Annotated in this window: 21 protein-coding genes; 13 read left to right on the forward strand and 8 right to left on the reverse strand. The window is 70.2% G+C overall.

Translation table 11 applies throughout. The annotated features are described in order from the left end of the window. Nucleotides 1-168: 168 nt before the first annotated feature. Nucleotides 169-861: a demethylmenaquinone methyltransferase gene (locus EFL95_RS01975; RefSeq protein ID WP_123232369.1), complete on the reverse strand. Its 693-nt coding sequence runs from the start codon at nucleotides 859-861 to the stop codon at nucleotides 169-171. Between the two features lie 108 nt (nucleotides 862-969). Between EFL95_RS01975 and EFL95_RS01980 the strand changes: the two genes are divergently transcribed. The 3 genes from EFL95_RS01980 (at nucleotide 970) to EFL95_RS01990 (ending at nucleotide 4,494) form a co-directional block, all read left to right on the forward strand. Then, nucleotides 970-1,914 (forward strand): L,D-transpeptidase family protein, encoded by a 945-nt coding sequence (locus tag EFL95_RS01980; protein ID WP_246004749.1) that lies wholly within the window; start codon nucleotides 970-972, stop codon nucleotides 1,912-1,914. A gap of 9 nt (nucleotides 1,915-1,923) precedes the next feature. After that, nucleotides 1,924-3,171 (forward strand): isochorismate synthase, encoded by a 1,248-nt coding sequence (locus tag EFL95_RS01985; RefSeq protein WP_246004750.1) that lies wholly within the window; start codon nucleotides 1,924-1,926, stop codon nucleotides 3,169-3,171. 135 nt (nucleotides 3,172-3,306) lie between these two features. Further along, complete coding sequence (locus EFL95_RS01990) at nucleotides 3,307-4,494, forward strand: S53 family peptidase (protein WP_123232371.1); 1,188 nt, start codon at nucleotides 3,307-3,309, stop codon at nucleotides 4,492-4,494. Here EFL95_RS01990 and EFL95_RS01995 read toward each other — a convergent pair. Next, nucleotides 4,491-5,141 (reverse strand): MBL fold metallo-hydrolase, encoded by a 651-nt coding sequence (locus EFL95_RS01995; RefSeq protein WP_123232372.1) that lies wholly within the window; start codon nucleotides 5,139-5,141, stop codon nucleotides 4,491-4,493. The genes EFL95_RS01990 and EFL95_RS01995 overlap by 4 nt on opposite strands. A gap of 53 nt (nucleotides 5,142-5,194) precedes the next feature. On the opposite strand from EFL95_RS01995, the gene EFL95_RS02000 reads away from it, so the two are divergent. After that, the gene (locus tag EFL95_RS02000; RefSeq protein WP_123232373.1) at nucleotides 5,195-6,691 is read left to right on the forward strand and encodes a flavin-containing monooxygenase; all 1,497 of its coding nucleotides are present in this window, start codon (nucleotides 5,195-5,197) and stop codon (nucleotides 6,689-6,691) included. Between the two features lie 60 nt (nucleotides 6,692-6,751). On the opposite strand, the gene EFL95_RS02005 is transcribed toward EFL95_RS02000, so the two are convergent. Next, nucleotides 6,752-7,552 carry a M14 family zinc carboxypeptidase gene (locus EFL95_RS02005; RefSeq protein ID WP_183406977.1) on the reverse strand — a complete coding sequence of 267 codons (801 nt, stop codon included), beginning with the start codon at nucleotides 7,550-7,552 and terminating at the stop codon, nucleotides 6,752-6,754. Nucleotides 7,553-7,682: 130 nt separating this feature from the next. Between EFL95_RS02005 and EFL95_RS02010 the strand changes: the two genes are divergently transcribed. From EFL95_RS02010 to EFL95_RS02020, 3 genes are read left to right on the forward strand one after another with little or no spacing between them, the layout of a single operon-like run. Next, entirely contained in the window at nucleotides 7,683-8,291 is a 609-nt protein-coding gene (locus EFL95_RS02010; RefSeq protein ID WP_123232375.1) for a LysE family translocator, read from the forward strand. A 9-nt stretch (nucleotides 8,292-8,300) separates the two neighbouring features. Next, complete coding sequence (locus tag EFL95_RS02015) at nucleotides 8,301-8,747, forward strand: acyl-CoA thioesterase (RefSeq protein ID WP_221176288.1); 447 nt, start codon at nucleotides 8,301-8,303, stop codon at nucleotides 8,745-8,747. An 11-nt stretch (nucleotides 8,748-8,758) separates the two neighbouring features. Beyond that, the gene (locus EFL95_RS02020; protein ID WP_148044938.1) at nucleotides 8,759-9,532 is read left to right on the forward strand and encodes an SHOCT domain-containing protein; all 774 of its coding nucleotides are present in this window, start codon (nucleotides 8,759-8,761) and stop codon (nucleotides 9,530-9,532) included. Nucleotides 9,533-9,579: 47 nt separating this feature from the next. On the opposite strand, the gene EFL95_RS02025 is transcribed toward EFL95_RS02020, so the two are convergent. Beyond that, nucleotides 9,580-11,445, reverse strand: a complete 1,866-nt coding sequence (locus EFL95_RS02025; RefSeq protein WP_123232377.1) for a Na+/H+ antiporter — start codon at nucleotides 11,443-11,445, stop codon at nucleotides 9,580-9,582. Between the two features lie 4 nt (nucleotides 11,446-11,449). Further along, the gene (menD, locus tag EFL95_RS02030) at nucleotides 11,450-13,030 is read right to left on the reverse strand and encodes a 2-succinyl-5-enolpyruvyl-6-hydroxy-3-cyclohexene-1-carboxylic-acid synthase (RefSeq protein ID WP_123232378.1); all 1,581 of its coding nucleotides are present in this window, start codon (nucleotides 13,028-13,030) and stop codon (nucleotides 11,450-11,452) included. An 81-nt stretch (nucleotides 13,031-13,111) separates the two neighbouring features. Between menD and EFL95_RS02035 the strand changes: the two genes are divergently transcribed. Beyond that, a complete protein-coding gene (locus tag EFL95_RS02035; protein ID WP_123232379.1) occupies nucleotides 13,112-13,435 on the forward strand; it encodes an ArsR/SmtB family transcription factor in 324 nt (107 codons plus the stop codon). After that, nucleotides 13,432-13,929 carry an SRPBCC domain-containing protein gene (locus tag EFL95_RS02040; RefSeq protein WP_123232380.1) on the forward strand — a complete coding sequence of 166 codons (498 nt, stop codon included), beginning with the start codon at nucleotides 13,432-13,434 and terminating at the stop codon, nucleotides 13,927-13,929. Before EFL95_RS02035 ends, EFL95_RS02040 begins: the two co-directional genes overlap by 4 nt. On the opposite strand, the gene EFL95_RS02045 is transcribed toward EFL95_RS02040, so the two are convergent. Together EFL95_RS02045 and EFL95_RS02050 are read right to left on the reverse strand one after the other, a co-directional pair. Continuing rightward, the gene (locus EFL95_RS02045; protein WP_123232381.1) at nucleotides 13,895-14,845 is read right to left on the reverse strand and encodes an o-succinylbenzoate synthase; all 951 of its coding nucleotides are present in this window, start codon (nucleotides 14,843-14,845) and stop codon (nucleotides 13,895-13,897) included. The genes EFL95_RS02040 and EFL95_RS02045 overlap by 35 nt on opposite strands. Continuing rightward, entirely contained in the window at nucleotides 14,838-15,803 is a 966-nt protein-coding gene (locus tag EFL95_RS02050; RefSeq protein ID WP_246004751.1) for an AMP-binding protein, read from the reverse strand. The genes EFL95_RS02045 and EFL95_RS02050 overlap by 8 nt, the downstream gene beginning before the upstream one ends. A 43-nt stretch (nucleotides 15,804-15,846) precedes the next feature. Here EFL95_RS02050 and EFL95_RS02055 point away from each other — a divergent pair, with 43 nt between their 5' ends. Then, entirely contained in the window at nucleotides 15,847-16,725 is an 879-nt protein-coding gene (locus EFL95_RS02055; protein ID WP_123232383.1) for a 1,4-dihydroxy-2-naphthoate polyprenyltransferase, read from the forward strand. Between the two features lie 5 nt (nucleotides 16,726-16,730). Here EFL95_RS02055 and EFL95_RS02060 read toward each other — a convergent pair whose 3' ends face one another. Next, complete coding sequence (locus EFL95_RS02060; protein ID WP_183406978.1) at nucleotides 16,731-16,997, reverse strand: DUF4229 domain-containing protein; 267 nt, start codon at nucleotides 16,995-16,997, stop codon at nucleotides 16,731-16,733. 50 nt (nucleotides 16,998-17,047) lie between these two features. Between EFL95_RS02060 and EFL95_RS19140 the strand changes: the two genes are divergently transcribed. The 3 genes from EFL95_RS19140 to EFL95_RS02070 form a co-directional block, all read left to right on the forward strand. Beyond that, nucleotides 17,048-17,287, forward strand: a complete 240-nt coding sequence (locus EFL95_RS19140; protein ID WP_148044939.1) for a hypothetical protein — start codon at nucleotides 17,048-17,050, stop codon at nucleotides 17,285-17,287. Then, complete coding sequence (locus EFL95_RS02065; protein ID WP_123232385.1) at nucleotides 17,271-17,753, forward strand: glutathione peroxidase; 483 nt, start codon at nucleotides 17,271-17,273, stop codon at nucleotides 17,751-17,753. The genes EFL95_RS19140 and EFL95_RS02065 overlap by 17 nt, the downstream gene beginning before the upstream one ends. 112 nt (nucleotides 17,754-17,865) lie before the next feature. Continuing rightward, on the forward strand, nucleotides 17,866-18,238 hold a 373-nt coding region (locus EFL95_RS02070; RefSeq protein ID WP_123232386.1), incomplete at its 3' end, for a DUF222 domain-containing protein.

Consider the following 18,238-nt stretch of genomic DNA (forward strand, 5'->3'; position numbering starts at 1 on the left):
GGTGCTCACCGAGGGCCTGTTTGTGCCCTTGTGAACAACTTCACGAACTGTGACCTACGCAGCATAGAGGCGTGCGTCACAGTCCGCGACCCCGGGGTCAGAACTCGTGAAAACGGCTCTGACCTGGGCATTTAAGCAACAGGGACGTTGCCTAAATCAGGGTCTGGATCAGGGCTTGGTGCCGTGGTGCAGGGCGACGATCCCGCCCGACAGATTGCGCCACTTCACCGTGCCCCAGCCGGCCTTCTGGAGCCGAGCGGCGAGTCCGGCCTGGTCGGGCCAGGCCCGGATCGACTCGGCCAGGTAGACGTAGGCGTCCGGCGAGGACGAGACGGCGCGGGCCACCGCGGGCAGCGCCTTCATCAGGTACTCGATGTACACGGTGCGGAACGGGCTCCAGGTCGGCGAGCTGAACTCGCACACGACCACCCGGCCACCCGGCTTGGTCACACGGAGCAGCTCACGCAGGCCGGCGTCGGGATCGACGATGTTGCGCAGCCCGAAGGAGATGGTGACCGCGTCGAAGGTGTTGTCGGCGAACGGCAGCTTCGTGCCGTCGCCGGCGACGAACGGCAGGTGCGGCTTCGCGCGCTTGCCGACCGCGAGCATGCCGACCGAGAAGTCGCACGGCAGCACGGTGGCGCCGCGGTCCGCGAAGGGCTGGCTCGAGGTGCCGGTTCCGGCGGCCAGGTCGAGCACGAGCTCCCCCGGCTTCGGGTCGACCGCGTCCAGCACGATCTTGCGCCAGCGGCGGTCCTGGCCCAGCGACAGCACGTCGTTGGTGATGTCGTACCGGGCGGCGACGTCGTCGAACATCGCCTGCACCTCGGCGGGCTTCTTCTCCAGGTCAGCGCGGGTCACGGGCGTAACCCTAGGTGACCTCCCAGAAGACGACGCAGCCGATGCAACCTCGCAGGCTGCTGGAGCGTCTTGACAGGCATGAGGCTCGGGAACAGGCACCCTGTAACGGTGGCGAAGGAAGTGTCCAGAGGGACCAGTGTGGTGATGTTCGCCGTGCTGGTGCTCGCGATCGGCGCGCTCGGGTTCGGCGTCGGCCGCGCCACGGGCTACCTGGGCACGGCGAACGGGGCTTCGAACCGCCCATCTTCGCTGGCTGAGCCTGTCGAAACCCAGACGACCGTGCCGGTCACTCCGACACCGACGCCGGTCGTGACTCCGACCCCTGTCGTGCCGGTCGAGCCTGTCGAAACCCCGACGCCGACGCAGAGCGAGTCGCCGGAGGTCACCCCGACGCCGACGCCGACGGCCGGCCCCGCACTGCTGAAGACCGGCGACTCCGGACCGCAGGTGCGGGCCGTGCAGGCCCGCCTCAAGCAGCTCCAGTGGTACTTCGGCGACGTCACCGACAGCTACGGACCCAAGACCACCGCGGCGGTGAAGGGCTTCCAGGCCAAGCGCGGCTTCGCGGTCACCGGTGCGGTCGACCGGACCACGATGAACCGGCTGGTGCAGATGACCCACACGCCGACCAAGGCCGAGCTCGAGAACCGCCCGACCGACGGCAGCTGGACCGATGCCCCGCTCGACGCCCGCTGCCTGACCGGCCGCGTGCTGTGCATCGACAAGACCAGCCGCACCATCCGCTGGGTGATCGACGGCGACGTCCAGCGGACGATGGCGGTGCGGTTCGGCGCGGCCTACACCCCGACCCGCGAGGGCCTGTTCCACGTCGAGTCGAAGTCGCGCGACCACGTCTCCAGCCTGTACGGCTCCTCGATGCCGTTCGCGATGTTCTTCAGCCGCGGCCAGGCGGTGCACTACTCCTCGGACTTCGCCGCCCGCGGGTACGCCGGCGCCAGCCACGGCTGCGTCAACGTCCGCGACTACGACGGGATCAAGTGGCTCTTCGACCAGGTCAAGGTCGGCGACAAGGTGGTTATTTACTGGTCGTAGTCTGGTGGCGTGACCCACGAGCCCTCCCCCGTGCCGCGGCTGGTCGCGCGCACCCAGGAGATCAGCGACCCGGGTCCGCTGCTCGACCTGCTTCCTGTCGACGCGCCGATGACCTGGCTGCGTCGCGGCGAGGGTGTGATCACCTGGGGCGTTGCGGCCGAGTGCCGCACCTCAGGAGAGGCCCGGTTCTCCGACGCCTCCACCTGGTGGCGCAACGTGGTCCGGGTGGCCGCCGTCGCGGACGAGGTCGAGGTTCCGGGCAGCGGCCTGATCTGCCTGGGCAGCTTCGCGTTCGCCGACGAGCCCGGTGACTCGGTCCTGGTGATCCCGCGGGTGGTCGTCGGCCGTCGTGGCGACCGGTTCTGGGTGACCACCATCGGCTCTGCTGCCGTGGAGACCCCGAGGCTGGAGACGCAGGACGCACCAGAACCGCCGGTGAACCTGGTCTTCGCCGACGGCGCGCTCTCCGGCGCGGAGTGGGAGGGCGTGGTCTGGGAGGCCGTGCTGCACCTGAACGCCGGCGAGCTCGACAAGGTGGTGCTCGCCCGCGACCTGATCGCCACCGCGGATGCGCCGATCGACGTCCGCTGGCCGTTGCGTCGCCTCGGCAGCGAGTACGAGATGTGCTGGACCTTCCACGTCGACGGCCTCTTCGGCGCCACCCCCGAGCTGCTGGTACGCCGGGAGAAGGGCCTGGTCACCTCCCGGGTGCTGGCCGGCACGATCCGGCGTACCGGGGACGACGAGCACGACCTCACGCTGGCGGCGACCCTGGCCCGGTCCTCGAAGGACCTCGAGGAGCACGAGTACGCCGTCCGCTCGGTCGCCGAGGCGCTGGAGCCGTACTGCACGTCGATGAACGTGCCGGAGACTCCGTTCGTGCTGCACCTGCCCAACGTGATGCACCTGGCCACCGACGTTGCCGGCGTCGCCCACGACAGCGGCGCGAGCGTGCTGGAGCTGGCCGCCGCGCTGCACCCCTCGGCTGCCGTCGGCGGAACGCCGACGAAGCTGGCGGTCGAGATGATCGCCGAGATCGAGGGCATGGACCGCGGTCGTTACGCCGGCCCGGTCGGCTGGATGAACGCCCACGGCGACGGCGAGTTCGGTATCGCCCTCCGCTCGGCCGAGATCGACGGCGCCCGGGTCCGGCTCTTCGCCGGGTGCGGCATCGTCGCCGGGTCCGACCCCGAGGCCGAGCTGGCCGAGGCGCAGGCGAAATTCGTCCCGGTGCGGGACTCGCTGGCCGGCGCCTGAGCCGCAATTCCTGCATTTTCCTGCACTACGTATTTCGGACCTATCGGTTCCCCTCATCACTACGCCCGAACAGGCGCACAGTTGTCCTGGTCGTCCGGCCGAGGGACCGGACCTGAGTAGTAAGTGGGAGCACTCGTGAAGAAATCCATCCTGGCCGCGAGCCTCGGCGCCATCACCCTGGTCGCCGGAGTCCTCGCCGCCACGTCGCCCGCGGACGCCGCGGGCAACGGCCGGCACGCAACCCGTGTCTGCGCCGCCTCCACCAAGGCGACGGTTGCCTCGTGCAGCGCCAAGGTGATGGTCAACGACAAGACCGGTGCTGTGCCGGCCTCGACGACCCCGGCCGCCAGCGCCCTGACCCCGACCCAGCTGCGCGCGGCGTACGGGCTGACGACCGACTCGACCTCGACGGTCGCGATCGTCGACGCCTACGGCTACCCGAACCTCGAGCGCGACCTCGGCGTCTACCGGACCCAGTTCGGCCTGCCCGCGTGCACCAAGGCGAACGGCTGCCTGAAGATCCTCGACCAGAACGGTGGCACCAACCTGCCGCGGTTCAACACCGGCTGGGCCGGCGAGACCGCGCTGGACGTGGACGCCGTCTCGGCGATCTGCCCGAGCTGCAAGATCGTCGTGGTGCAGGCGAAGTCCGCGAACATCCCGGACCTCGGTGCCGCTGCGGCCACCGCTGCGCGCCAGGCCGGCGTGGTGGCGATCAGCAACAGCTACGGCGGCGGCGACCTGTCCGACGCCAGCTACGGCAGCTACTACAACCACCCGGGCATCGCGGTGACCGCCTCGACCGGTGACAACGGCTACAAGGGCGGCAGCTTCCCGGCTTCCTCCGCGTACGTCGTCGCGGTCGGCGGCACCTCGCTGACGATGTCGGGCACGACCCGGGTCTCGGAGACCGCGTGGAGCGGAGCCGGCAGCGGCTGCTCGACGGTGAACACCGCGCTCGCGGGCGCCGCGAGCTTCGCGACCGGGTGCGCCAAGCGCGCGATCGCCGACGTCTCCGCAGCGGCCGACCCGGGCAAGGGCGGCATGGCGGTGTACTACCCGACCAGCTCGCGCAACTCGACCTGGGCACAGGTCGGTGGCACCAGCGAGTCGTCGCCGATCATCGCCGCTGTCTTCGCCCTGGCCGGCGGCCCGGGTGCGGGCGTCCAGGCGAACAGCGTCCCGTACGCGCACTCCGGTTCGCTGCGCGACGTGACGGCCGGCAGCAACGGCTCGTGCCCGACCACTCAGTGGTGCAACGCCCGCGCCGGCTGGGACGGTCCGACCGGGCTCGGCGTGCCGAACGGCCTCGGCGGCTTCTAACCGCCGAGGGTCAGCTCGTCACCGACCTTCAACCGTCGGTAGGTCGCCTCGCGCGGTTCCAGGAACCGCGCGAGGTGGCCGTCGACGATCCCGAGACCGGCCTCCGAGTAGACGGCGTCGTGGATCGCGACCGAGGTCGGCGCAGCGACCTCGCGGGCGTAGTCGATGCACTCGCTGATCTTCAGCCAGGGGGCGCTCACCGGCAGGAGCAGCACGTCGGGCGCGGCCGGCAGGGTCGTGAGCGCGTCGCCGGGGTGGAACACGCTGACCCCGTCCGCCTCGACCAGGTAGCCGCTGTTGTCGAAGTGCGGCAGCTCGGGGTGGATCACTGCGTGCTTCTGACCGATCACGGTGACCGCCGTGCCGAACGCCTCGAAGCGGTCACCCGGACCGACCACGGCCACGCGCTCGGCGATCGCCGGGTCCGCGGCGCGGATCTGATCGGCCACCGCCTGGATCGTGAAGATCGGCGCGTCGGACGCCCCGAGCTGCTCGGCGGTCCAGTGGTCCGGGTGCTCGTGCGTGATCAGTACCGCGTCGGCCCCGTCCAGCGCCCCCGGAGCGGTGAAGACCCCGGGGTCGATGACGATCGTCGCGGTCGCTGTGGCCAGCGTCACGCAGGCATGCCCGTGCTTGATGATCCGCATACCGCCAGACTAGGGTGCGCTTATTGAACTTGGTTCAAGAAGGAGTAGGACCCATGGCAGACCACGACGTCATCATCATCGGAGCCGGCTTCGGCGGCATGGGGGCGGCCATCAGCCTCAAGCGCCTGGGCTACTCCGACATCGCGATCCTCGAGCGTGAGGACGACCTCGGGGGCACCTGGCACGTGAACCACTACCCCGGGCTCGCCGTCGACATCGCCAGCGTGACGTATTCCTACTCGTTCGAGCCGAACCCGTACTGGAAGCACTGGTTCGCGCGCGGGGCCGAGCTCAAGCAGTACGCCGAGCACGTGGCCGACAAGTACGACCTGCGCCGGCACATGGAGTTCGGAGTCCTGGCGGAGGGCGCCCGCTGGGACGAGGACGAGCAGCACTGGGTGCTGACGACCAAGGGCCTGGCCAAGGGCAGCCGTCGCCGGACCCGGACCGCCAAGCACCTGATGACCGCGACCGGCTTCCTCTCCCAACCGAAGCTCCCGGACATCGACGGCGTCGAGGACTTCGCCGGCACCGTCATCCACACCGCCAAGTGGGACGACTCCGTCGACCTGGACCGAAAGCGGATCGCGGTGATCGGCACCGGCGCCACCGCTGTGCAGCTGATCCCGAACATCGCCAAGCGCGCCCGCCACCTCACCGTCTTCCAACGCACGCCGATCTGGGTCACGCCCAAGACCGACTTCAAGATCCCGCGTCCGGTGCAGCAGCTCTTCGCCTCGGCGCCGTGGACGCAGCGCGCCGCACGCAAGGCCAACAGCCTCTGGCTCGAGGGGATGATGGTCACCGCGGTCCTGCACTACAAGCAGGCCAAGTTCCTCAACCAGGGTGCGGCCCGCCTCGCGACCGCGCACCTGCGTCGCCAGGTGAACGACCCGGAGACCCGCGCCAAGCTCACCCCGGACTACAGCTTCGGCTGCAAGCGGCCCACGTTCTCCAACGAGTACTACCCCACGTTCAACCGCGAGAACGTCGCGCTGGAGACCACGGCGATCGAGCGGATCACGCCCACCTCGATCGTGACCAAGGACGGGGTCGAGCACGAGATCGACGTGCTCGTGCTCGCGACCGGCTTCAACCTCTGGGACACCAACTTCCCGGCGATCGAGATCATCGGGCGCGAGGGCAAGGACCTCGGGAAGTCCTGGCGGAGCGCCGGCTACCACGCGTTCGAGGGCGTCACCGTCTCCGGCTTCCCGAACTTCGTCAGCCTCAACTCGCCGTACTCGTACTCGGGCCTGAGCTACTTCATGACCATCGAGGTACAGATGCGGCACATCGAGCGGCTCTTCGGGGAGCTCAAGGATCGCAACGCCGACACCTTCGAGGTCACCCCGCAGGCCGACGCCGAGTTCCTCGAGCACATGCTCGAGCGGATGGACGACACCGTGTTCAACCAGGGCTCGTGCGGCACCGCGCGCAGCTACTACTACACGAACGAGGGCGACGCCGTGCTGCTCCGGCCGACCTCGTCGGGCAACGCCCGCAAGTCCGTGGAGAGCTTCTCGCTCACCGACTACGCCTTCGCCTGACCAGCTGCTTGCTGGTTGCTGGTTGCTGGTTGAGCCTGTCGAAACCTTCCGCCCAGCCGGTCAGTAGTGGCCCAGGAGCGCCGTCACCAGCGCCGTCGGGGCTCGCTGGAGGAAGCTCTGTGACGGAGTGCGCGCGAGCTCGACGGTGATCCCCGCGCCGGACTGGGTGTGGTTGAACCAGCCCGTCATCGTGCCGTGGCACACGCCCTCGCAGCGCAGCGGCTTGGCGGGAAGCCCCAGCTCGTCGATCAGGTGCCGGTACAGGGTCAGGCTCTTCACGCCGTTGCTGTCGACGCCGTACAGGGGCTGGTGCAGCGAGACCACCCAGTGCGGCTTGACGTAGCGGAGGAAAGCCGCGAGCTCGCGGGTCTCGGGTTCGGAGAAGGGCTTGGGGCCGGAGTAGTACGCCGACGACCTGCCCGAGCTCTTCCACGACCACGACCAGTTGCGGTTCAGGTCGACGCCGTGAGCGTTCCTCCGGACGTGACCGGCGTTGCCGTCGGGGTTGATCGTCGGGACGACCCACAGGTTGATGCCCTGGACCTGGGCCCCGTGCCGGATGGCCTGGGTGATGTCGACGCCGGCGTGCTCATCGCCGTGCATCTGGCCGAGGATGACCATCGTCTCCGAGGCCTGCGGATCACCCACCTGGTAGGCGTAGAAGCCGCGACCCTGGACCGAACGACCCAGCAGGACCGTGCGGGGCTGCCAGACATCAGCCGACGGCGTTGCTCCCGTCGGCGCCGCAGCCGTCACGGGAGTACCCGCGGTGGTCGCCAGCACGACGGCCAGCGCCGCTAGCAGAACGCCGGCAATCGCCGTGGCAGGGTGCTGCGTCGTACGACCTCGCTGGTGGCTCACGGTGAACCCGTCCCTTTCGTCGATCCTCTACCTACCCAGACCCCTGGCCCCGCAAGCCCGGCCCTCCGGGCGCCCGCGATCTGGGCAAACCCGTTGCGCAACCGATTTCGGGACCGCAAACATCTCCCGCATGCTCGACGTCCTGATCTCCGGCCTGGTGACCGGTTACGCGATCGCCGTCCCGGTGGGGGCGGTGGCCGCGCTGATCGTCGCACTCTCGGCACGCGACGGCTGGCGTGTCGGCGCAGCAGCCGGACTCGGGGTCGCCACGGTCGACGGCGTCTACGCGCTCGTCGCGGTCCTGGCAGGCAAGGCCGTCGCCGATGCGCTCGGGCCGATCGAGGACACCCTGCAGGTCATCTCGATCGTCGCGCTGCTCGGCATCGCGGCACTCACGCTCGTGCACGCACTGCGGCCGTCCGCCGCCGACGAGAGCGAGGCGCCGGCCTGGTCGGCCGTCAAGGCCTGGGTGACCTTCGTGGGCATCACCGCGGTGAACCCGGCGACGGTGATCTACTTCGCGGCGATCGTGCTCGGCGGCACCGTCGAGATCGACGGGCCGGGTCAGGGCACGGTCTTCGTCGCGGCCGCGTTCGTCGCGAGCGCCAGCTGGCAGGTCTTCGTCGCCAGCCTCGGATCCGGCCTGGGCAGGTGGATCTCAGGTCCGCGCGGACGACGCGCGACCGGTGTCGTCGCCGCGATCGTGATCGCGCTGCTGGCGCTCAAGCCGCTGCTCTAGCCTGTCCGCGTGACCGACGAGAACCGCATCACCGAGCTGCTGGCCGACTTCCCGGTCCGCGTCGTGATCCCCGTTGCCTGGGGCGACATGGACGCCATGGGACACGTCAACAACACGACGTACTTCCGCTACTTCGAGACCGCGCGGATCAGCTGTTTCGGCGAGCTCGGCCTCGGTGCGATCGAGAGCTCCGGAGGAGTCGGGCCGATCCTGCACTCGGCCAGCTGCCGGTTCCGGATCCCGCTGACCTACCCCGACACCGTCACCGTCGGCGCCCGGATCGGCGAGGTCGGGGAGGACCGGTTCGAGATGCTCTACCGGGCAGTCAGCCACCAGCACGGCGCCGTGGCGGCGGACGGAACCTCGTTGATCGTCACGTTCTCCTACGAGACCGGCACCAAGGCTCCGGTCTCCGAGGCGCTGAACCAGCGCCTTCAGGAGCTCCGGGGGCGGTAGCGTCCCTTGCCATGAAACTTGCTGCTCTCGGTGTGGTGGCTCTCGGAATCGGCGTGGCCCTGTCGATCCCCGGACTGGTCTCGATCGGCGCCTTCTGGATCGCCATGGGCTTCGCGATCCGTTCGCAGGGGCTGAGTATCAAGGACCTGCAGGCTCGGGCGAAGGACGATGCGGGGAAGAAGGCCGTCGTCCTGGACCGTCGGACGTTCACGATCAGCACGGCCCTCTTCATCGTCCTCGGCGTGCCGTCGCTGCTCACCGGCATCCTCGAGCTCGGCATCAGTGCCGACGACGCGAACTGGCGCTGGCTCCCGATCGTGGTCGGCGCGTACGCGCTGTTCATCGGCGTCGGAGGCGCGGTCCTGTACCTGACCGGCTCCGCGATCGAGGCGAAGACGGGGCCGGCGCCCACGATCCCGGCGACGATCTGGATCAAGGCGGTCAAGGAGACCGGCACCTACATCAACGAGCGCCCACGGCTGGAGTTCGTCTTCCGGGTCGAGCCCGAGGCGTCGTCGGGCGTGGCGGCGTACGAGGTCACCAAGAAGGCGACCGTCCCGTTCACCGCGATGGGCTCGCTCAAGGTGGGCGACGGGTTCAGCGCCAAGGTCGCCGGACCCGAGCACCCGACGTCGATGGACATCGCCTGGGACCAGCCGGTCGGTACGGCGGGAGCCGACGACGTCTCCGCGCGGCTGGCAGCCCTGGACGCGTTGAAGGCCGACGGCAAGGTCTCCGACGAGGAGTACCGGTCGCAGCGCGAGCGGATCCTCGGCTCGCTCTAGTTCAGCCGGTCAGCTCGCGAACGGAACAGCCACCAGCGCCGGCGCTCCTAGCCCGTCAGCTCGTGCACAAAGCACCAGCGCCAGTACTCGCCGGGCTCCGCGGAGCGCATCACCTCGTGACCGCTGTCGTGGAAGTGCGCGGTTGCGTGCTTGAGCGGTGAGGAGTCGCAGCAGGCGACCTTGCCGCAGACCAGGCACAGGCGCAGGTGCACCCACGGGCTGCCGACGGCAAGACAGTCGTCGCACTGCCCGGCGGTCTCCGGCTCGACGGCCGGGCGCGCCAGCTGCAGGTCCTCGCAGCCGCCCTCGTAGGAGGTCGGCGCCTGGGCGGGGCGGACCTTGTCGACCTCACGATCGCTGTACTCCAACATCGACTCCTCGACGTCCAGCATGGCCAGCACTTCCTCGACGACCTCGTGGGGCACTGTTCCCGTCGAGCGGATCTCCAACACCCGCGCGCGTTCGGCCTCGATCATCATCCGTCGCTTCTTCGAGTAGATCTCGCTGGGCGTGAGCTCGTCGCTGTTGCCGACCTGCTCCCACGCCGCGTCCCCACGCCGACGTACGCGCTCGCGCAGGGTCTCCCCGACCTCGTGCGGGTCCTCGTGGGTGAAGACCTCCTCGAGCCGGGTCAGACCCGCGGAGGCTGCCTGGTGCAGGAGGTTGGCACGAGCCAACGCGTCGGCGGTCGGGTCGGGCGAGGGCACCCGCAGCCGGCGTGCGACCCACGGCAGCGACATGCCCTGGAGGAACAGCGTGCCGGCGGTGACGGTGAACGCGATCAGCAGCAGCACCTCGCGGTGCTTGGTGTCGGTCGGGATGGCGAACGCGGCCGCGAGCGTCACCACGCCGCGCATGCCCGCCCAGCCGAGCAGGAACGTGTAGGTCCAGGGCGGGCGCATCCCGGTCTGCCCGTCCGGGCCGGGACGCACGATCAGGTAGCGGGCGATGAAGACCCAGACCAGGCGCAGCATGATGACCGAGAGCAGCGTCAGACCGCAGATCAGCGCGATGCGGCCGCCGGAGAGGGAGTCGTCGGCCGCGTCGGCGATGATCGTGCGCGCCTGCAGGCCGATGAGCAGGAAGACCGAGCCCTCGAGCAGGAACGCGATGCTGCTCCAGTTCATCCGCTCGGCGATCCGGGCCTGCGCGCTCTGGATGATCGGCGCCTTGTGCCCGAGCAGGAGGCCCGCGACGACCACCGCGATCACGCCCGAGGCGTTGATCTCCTCGGCGGTGATGTAGGCGGCGAACGGGGTGATGAACGACAGGCCCGAGTCGAAGACCGGGTCGGTCACGTGCTTGCGTACCAGCCCGATGCCGAAGAAGAACACCAGACCGATGAGTACGCCGCCTCCGGCGGCCAGGCCGAAGTCGCGGACCACCAGGTACCAGGCGACGCTCGACTTCAGCGCCACCAGTGCGGTGTTCAACCCGACCAGCGCGGTGGCGTCGTTGAACAGCGACTCGCCCTCGAGGATCGTGACGACCCGGCGCGGCAGGCCGATGCGACGGCCGATCGCGGTCGCGGCGATCGCGTCCGGCGGCGAGACGACCGCACCGATCGCGAAGGCGGCGGCCCAGGGGATGCCCGGGATCAGCCAGTGCACCAGGACCGCGATGCCCGAGGTCGTGAACGCGACCAGCCCGACCGAGAGCAGCAGGATCGAGCGCCTGTTGGCGTTGAAGTCGACCAGCGAGCTCTGCAACGCAGCGGAGTAGAGGAGCGGCGGCAGCAGGCCGAGCAGCACCACCTCGGGGTGCAGCTCGATCTCGGGGATGAAGGTCAGGTACGAGCCGATGACCCCGACGACGATCAACGCCAGCGGCGACGAGAGGTCGAACCGGTTGCACAGTGCGGTCGTCGCCAGGACGGCGGCGACGATCGCGACGAGGGTGACGACGAGGTGCACGTGGCTATCCGATCAGAGCCCGGAGCTCGGCGTCGAGCGCCCTGCGGTTGTCGCGGCGGATGACCGCCTCGACGACCTCGATGCCGCCGTTGGGATTGGCCAGGGCGAGCTCGAGCTCGGCACGATCGCGGACCCGCCAGTGCGGGATGCGCAGCCCGTTGCACAGGGCACCGAGGTCGGTGCCGTGCGGGGTGCCGAAGACCTTCTCGAAGCGGCCGGCGTACTCGGGCGCTCCCTGCTCGAGCGTGGCGAAGATCGAACCTCCGTCGTCGTTGGCGACCACGATGGTCAGGTCGGGCCGCTGCTCTGCGCCACCGATGACCAGGCCGGTGAGGTCGTGCAGGAACGTCACGTCCCCGACGTACACGAGGGCGCGGGAGGTGTGCGGACGACCGAGGGTGGCCCCGATCGCGGTCGAGAGGGTGCCGTCGATGCCGGCCAGGCCGCGGTTCGCGATGATCAGGCGACGCCCGCCGACGTTGTAGGACCCGGCCATCAGGTCGAGGTCGCGGATCGGGTTGCTCGCGCCCACGACCAGCAGCCCCTCGTCCGGAACGGCGCGGTGCACCTCGACCGCCACCTCGTACGGCGTCAGGCCGGGCTCGGCCGCCACCCGTTCGTCGATGCGGGCCGCGAGGTCGCGGTCCGCCGCGAGCCACTCGTCCAACCACGCCGTGTCGGCGGGCGCCTCGGCCGCGAGCGGGCAGGTCACCTCGTACGAGACCGGGTGCGGCCGGTCGGCCCAGCGCCCCTGCGCCCGACGCGAGACCACCTCGACGCCCTCGCGCGCGAGCAGGCGCTGCACCGGGCGCGACAACGTCGGCGACCCGTGGACCACCACCCGTTCGATCCGGTCCCCGAGCCCGGTACCGAGCAGCAGCCGGTAGGTCCGGATCACGTTGGGGCCGTTGCGCGCTCCGCTGGTGGGCTCGGCCAGCAGCGGCCAGCCTCCGCCCTGGGCGAGCAGCCTCGGACCCGGGCCGGTGTCGTCCCCAGCGACCACGACGGTGCGCGGGCCCTGCTTCAGGACCTCGGCCTCCTCCTGGTGCCAGGGTGCTCGTTCCGGCTGCCGCGTCGCGGGCACGAACACGTCGGTCGGCAGCAGCGGCTCGTCGAACTGGAGGTTGACGTGCACCGGCCCGTCGAGGTCGGCCAGCGCATCGGCCAGCTCGATCTCGCCGACGATGTCGTAGGTCGGCGCGGCGCTGGCGAAGATGCCGACCTGGTCGGTGGTCTGGTTCGCGAGCGTGCCGCGCAGCCGGGCCGGGCGGTCCGCCGTGATCGCGATCAGCGGGATCCCGGCGTGGGCGGCCTCCAGCACAGCCGGGTGCAGGTTCACCGCCGCGGTCCCCGAGGTCGTCACGACAGCGACAGGCACTCGGGAGGTCTTGGCGAGCCCGAGTGCGAGGAACGCCGCGGTGCGCTCGTCGATCCGGGTGTGCAGGGTGATCACTCCGGCTTCCGCCGCGTCGGCCAGGGCGATCGACAGCGGCGCGTTGCGCGAACCCGGAGCGACCACGGCGTGCCGCAGGCCGACGCCGATGAGGGCCTCCACGCAGCCGCGGGCCAGGTCGGTCGCTGTCACGAGACCTGATCCTGCCCTACGCCTGGTCGACCGTGCTTATGTACCTTGCAGGGTATGTACCCGTTGGGTTACATTCGCGTCATGGACGCCGTCCTCCAGGCCCTCTCCGACCCGAGTCGTCGCACGATGCTCGAGGTGCTCAAGGAGCGCCCGGCGACGGTCGGCGAGCTGGCGGAGCTGCTCCCGATCGCCCGACCCGGTGTCTCCCGGCACCTGCGGATCCTGCGCGAGGCCGGCCTGGTCGAGGTCGAGCAGCAGGCGCAGTGGCGGATCTACCGGCTGCGTGCCGAACCGATGGCCGAGCTGGACGACTGGCTCGGCGACTACCGAGCTCTGTGGGAGCAGCGCCTGGACGCGCTGCACACCGAGATCGCACGAGGCAAGAAACAAAGGAGAACGCCATGACCGAGACCAAGATCCTGGGCAGCCTCTGGCGGATCGACGACAACGTCGGCGGCTTGCGCGTCGAGGACGTCTACGACACCGACATCGACGACCTGTGGAACGCGGTGACCACTCCCGACCGCCTGGCGCGGTGGATGGGCGAGGTCACCGGCGACCTCCAGGTCGGCGGCACCTTCCAGGCCTCGTTCCGCAGCACCTGGACCGGCCCGGGTCGGGTCGAGGTCTGCGAGGCACCGCACCGTCTGCTGGTGGCCCTCGAGCCCGACACCGAGGACCGCACCGAGATCGAGGCGTGGCTGACGACCGAGGGCGACAAGACCCGGCTCGTCGTGGAGGAGCGTGGCCTGCCGATCGAGCACGTGCATTTCCACGGCGCAGGCTGGCAGGCCCACCTCGAGGACCTCACCAACTACGTCTCCGCCTGTGGCGACGGCGACTGGCGCACCCGGTGGACAGCGCTCACCCCGGCGTGGGAAGCGATCTCACCCGCCTGAGCCGTTCGGCCCAGAACTCGGCACGGTCGGGCGCCGCGCGCCAGGAACCAAGCGCCTGCATCGTCACCTCGGGGCGGGAGACCGGCAGCGCCCCGTCGACCGGCAGCAGCGAACGATCCACCACGTCACCGGCGAGCAGCTGCACCGTCGCCAGCCCGCACGCGTGCTCCAGGGAGGGCAGTGCCGCGGCGAGGGCAACGCCGGCGGCGATACCGATGCTGGTCTCGATCGCGCTGCTGACCACGACCGGCAGGCCGATGTCCTCGGCAATCCGCAGGCACGCCCGGACTCCGCCGAGCGGCTGCACCTTGAGCACCGCGATGTCGGCGGCCTCGAGGTCGCGCACCCGGTAGGGGTCCTCCGCACGGCGGATCGACTCGTCAGCCGCGATCGGGACCCGCACCCGGCGGCGCACCAGGGCGAGATCCTCCACGCTCACGGTCGGCTGCTCGACGTACTCGAGCCCTCTTGCGGCCCGGTCGAGGACGCCGATGGCGGCCACCGCATCGTCGACCGACCAGCCGCCGTTGGCATCGACGCGGATCAACCCGTCGCCGCCGAGCGCGTCACGGACCGCCTCGAGCCGGGCCTCGTCCTCGGCCAGGGTCTGCCCGCGCTCGGCCACCTTCACCTTGGCGGTGCGGCAGCCGTGCGAGGCGAGCACGATCGCGTGAGCGCGGGCCGGGTCGCAGGCCGGGACGGTGACGTTCACCGGCACGTGGTCGCGCACCGGATCGGGCCACCCTTCGTCCGCCGCTTCGAGAGCCGCAGCCCACCAGGGCGCCGCCGTCGGGTCGTCGTACTCGAGGAACGGGCTGAACTCGCCCCACCCGGCATCACCGCGCAGGAGCACGCCCTCGCGGACGCCGATGCCGCGGAACCGCGTGGTCAGGGGGATCGAGAAAACCTCAGTCATCGGCGGCCAGCTTCCGCAGCAGTACCCGGTCGGTCTTGCCGTTGGGCAGCTTGGGCAGCTCGGGCAGGCGCAGGATCTGACGCGGGGCCCAGGATCGCGGCGCCACCAGGTCGCGGACCTGCTCAAGCACGAGCGGCTCGCGGCTGACCACGAACGCCACCACCCGCTCGCCCCACTCGGGGTCCGGGACGCCGAGCACCTCGACCGCCTCGACGTCCGGGTGCCCGGCCACGGCGCCGGCGACGACACGCGCCGGCACCTTCAGCCCGCCGGTGATGATCACGTCGTCGGTGCGGCCGTCGATCCGCAACCGACCGTCCTCGGCCCAGTGGCCGAGGTCGTTGGTGACCAGCCAGCCGTCGCGGAACGCGGCCGCGGTGCGGTCCGGCTCGTCCTGGTAGCCGTCGAACAGCACCGGGCCGCGCAGCAGCACCTGGCCGGCGTCATCGATCCGGACCTCGACCCCGTCCAGCGGAACACCGTCGTAGACGCAGCCGCCACAGGTCTCGCTCATCCCGTAGGTCTGCACGATCGGGACGCCGGCCGCTTCCGCCTCGGCCCGCACCTCGGCGTCCAGCGGTCCTCCGCCGATCAGCACCGCGTCGTACGACGTGAGCGTGGCCCACTCCTCGCGCATCCGGACGAGCTGGGTCGGGACCAGCGAGATGTAGGAGCGGTCGGCGTCCGCGCCCGCGCGGATCGTGCGGAACAGCACCTGCACGCCGGCGACGTACGTCGGGGGCAGGTTCAGCTCCCACCGACCCGGTCCCCCGAGGCGGGCATGGGTGGCATCGGCCGAGGCGCGGAGGGCGGCGCGGGAGAGCATGACGCGCTTGGGCTGGCCGGTCGACCCGGAGGTCTCGATGACCAGCGCTCCCGGATCGGGCGCGGCATCCCACTCGCGGAGCAGCGCCTCGATCTCGGCGGCTTCTCCGGACACCGGTCGCAGGCTGCTCACACCCCTGAATGTAGCGAGCCGCCCAGGTGCGAGAATCCCGCCCATGGCAACAGCAGGGCAGTGGATCGAGGGCGCACGACCGCGCACGCTTCCGGCGGCGGTCGCCCCGGTGCTCGCCGGCACCGGCGTCGCCGCGTTCGACCACGCCGAGGTCTGGTGGAAGGCCGCCCTGGCGCTCCTGGTCTCGCTGCTGCTCCAGATCGGCGTGAACTACGCCAACGACTACTCCGACGGCATCCGCGGCACCGACGACGTGCGGGTCGGCCCGCTGCGCCTGGTCGGCTCCGGCCTGGCCCCGGCGGAGTCTGTCAAGGCGGCCGCCTTCACCGCGTTCGGCCTGGCGGGCGTCGTCGGCCTCGTGCTCGCCGCGAGCACCGCGTGGTGGCTGGTGGCCGTCGGTGCCGTCAGCATCCTGGCCGCCTGGTACTACACCGGCGGGAAGAAGCCGTACGGCTACCTGGGGCTCGGCGAGGTGATGGTCTTCATCTTCTTCGGCCTGGTCGCCGTGCTGGGCACCCAGTACGTGCAGGCCGAGAAGCTCACCTGGGCCGGGCTCGCCGCCGCGGTCGGCATCGGCTCGCTGGCCTGCGGGATCCTGGTCACCAACAACCTGCGCGACATCCCGACGGACACGATGTCGGGCAAGCGCACCCTCGCGGTCAAGCTCGGCGACCGCCGGACCCGCTGGCTCTACGTCGGCCTCGTCGTGGTCGCGCTGTTCGCGGTCGCCGGCGTCGCGGCGCTGACGACCGAGGCCGCCCTGCTGGGCGTGCTCGGCTACATCCAGCTGAACCAGGCGATGGTCATCGTCGGCAAGAAGCGTGCCGTCGGACCGGCACTGATCCCGGTCCTCCAGCTCACCGGCGTCGGCGAGCTGCTCTACGCGGTCGGCCTGTTCGCCGGTCTGATGCTGGGGCGCTGAGCGCCCTAGTCAGCGTCCTCGCGGGTCTTCATGTCCTCGAAGGCGGCCGTGGCACGCTCGGCGCGGGCCTGGACGCTCTGGGCGAACCGCTCCCGCGGGCCGGCGAGGTAGCGCAGGGACAGCAAGGACGAGAGCACGGCCGCCAGCACGAGGGCCCAGATGCCGACCTTGGTGCTGCCGCCGAAGGCGAGCGACCCGATGCCGACGAGGACGGCCCAGCACACGAGGAAGAGCCCGATGCGCAGACCGGTGTAGACGAGGAAGTGCTTCACTCCCCCAGGGTATTCGCACCCGGGAACCACCCACGAACTAGGCTGCGAACGTGATCAGGTTCGTCTTCCTGCTGCTCCTCCTGGCTGCGGTCCTGTACGGATTCTTCTGGGCGGTCGACCGCAGGAACAACGGCGGCGGGGAATCATCCGACCCCGCCCGACCGTTACCCCGGGGTCCGGTCGGTCCCGACGACGACGAGGCGTTCCTGCGCAATCTGGATCTGGAGCGTCGACGAACCCACGAGGAACCCCCTCCCACCCCCCAGGAGAGACATGACCAGCCTGAGTGACTTCTCGGCCAACACGCTGACCGGTCAGGAGCAGGACCTCGCGGCGTACGCCGGCAAGGTCGTCCTCGTGGTGAACACCGCGACCGCGTGCGGGCTCACCCCGCAGTTCTCCGGCCTGGAGAGCGTCTACGAGAAGTACGTCGACCAGGGTCTGGTCATCCTCGGCTTCCCCTGCAACCAGTTCGCCGGCCAGGAGCCGCGCGACGAGGAGGGGATCGGCGAGTTCTGCACCAAGAACTACGGCGTCAGCTTCCCGATGTTCGAGAAGATCGACGTGAACGGCGACGACGCGCACCCGCTCTACAAGTGGCTCAAGGACGAGAAGGGCGGCGTCCTCGGCGACGCGATCAAGTGGAACTTCACCAAGTTCCTGATCGGCAAGGACGGCCAGGTGATCAAGCGCTTCAGCCCGACCACCGAGCCGGAGAAGCTGATCCCCGCGATCGAGAAGGCGCTCGCCAGCTAGCACGCCGTCGGGCCCGCGCCAGCTGTCGTGCACAGGCGAGTGAGGGCAGCCGGTTTTCCACAGGTTCGAACACGTGTTCGATATAGGGTGGTTTTCGGCCTCGCGTTGAGGCATGTCCCGCGCACACCCTGTCCACCCGATCCTTCGGGCGACCGCCACCATCGGCTCCGCCCTGAAGGACGTGGTCGACGTCGACCCGGTCTTCATGGCGACCGCCGACAAAGCCCGTGCGCTCGAGGCCCTCACCGCTGAGATCAACCAGATGGAGGCGCTGCGGCTGCGGCTGATCGCCAACGCCCAGGACGTCGCTGACCGTGATGCCTGCCGCAGCCTCGCGGGGTGGCTGGAGACCCGCACCCGCACCGAGCACGGACCCAACCTGCGCAGCCTGCGGCTGGCCGAGGCTCTTGAGAAGAGGTGGCACCAGACAGCCAGCGCGCTGACCCACGGGCGGGTCAACCTCGCCCAGGCCGAGGTCATCGTGC

The organism is Nocardioides marmorisolisilvae (assembly GCF_003725775.1).
Classification (GTDB): Bacteria; Actinomycetota; Actinomycetes; order Propionibacteriales; family Nocardioidaceae; genus Marmoricola; species Marmoricola marmorisolisilvae.

Bases quoted from the DNA above. Each gene is read 5' to 3' on its own strand.
- EFL95_RS02010 (WP_123232375.1), top strand. From the start codon at position 7,683: ATGCTCGACGTCCTGATCTCCGGCCTGGTGACCGGTTACGCGATCGCC.
- EFL95_RS02000 (WP_123232373.1), top strand. From the start codon at position 5,195: ATGGCAGACCACGACGTCATCATCATCGGAGCCGGCTTCGGCGGCATG.
- EFL95_RS02045 (WP_123232381.1), bottom strand. From the start codon at position 14,845: ATGACTGAGGTTTTCTCGATCCCCCTGACCACGCGGTTCCGCGGCATC.
- EFL95_RS02055 (WP_123232383.1), top strand. From the start codon at position 15,847: ATGGCAACAGCAGGGCAGTGGATCGAGGGCGCACGACCGCGCACGCTT.
- EFL95_RS02020 (WP_148044938.1), top strand. From the start codon at position 8,759: ATGAAACTTGCTGCTCTCGGTGTGGTGGCTCTCGGAATCGGCGTGGCC.
- EFL95_RS02040 (WP_123232380.1), top strand. From the start codon at position 13,432: ATGACCGAGACCAAGATCCTGGGCAGCCTCTGGCGGATCGACGACAAC.
- EFL95_RS02065 (WP_123232385.1), top strand. From the start codon at position 17,271: ATGACCAGCCTGAGTGACTTCTCGGCCAACACGCTGACCGGTCAGGAG.
- EFL95_RS02035 (WP_123232379.1), top strand. From the start codon at position 13,112: ATGGACGCCGTCCTCCAGGCCCTCTCCGACCCGAGTCGTCGCACGATG.
- EFL95_RS01995 (WP_123232372.1), bottom strand. From the start codon at position 5,141: ATGCGGATCATCAAGCACGGGCATGCCTGCGTGACGCTGGCCACAGCG.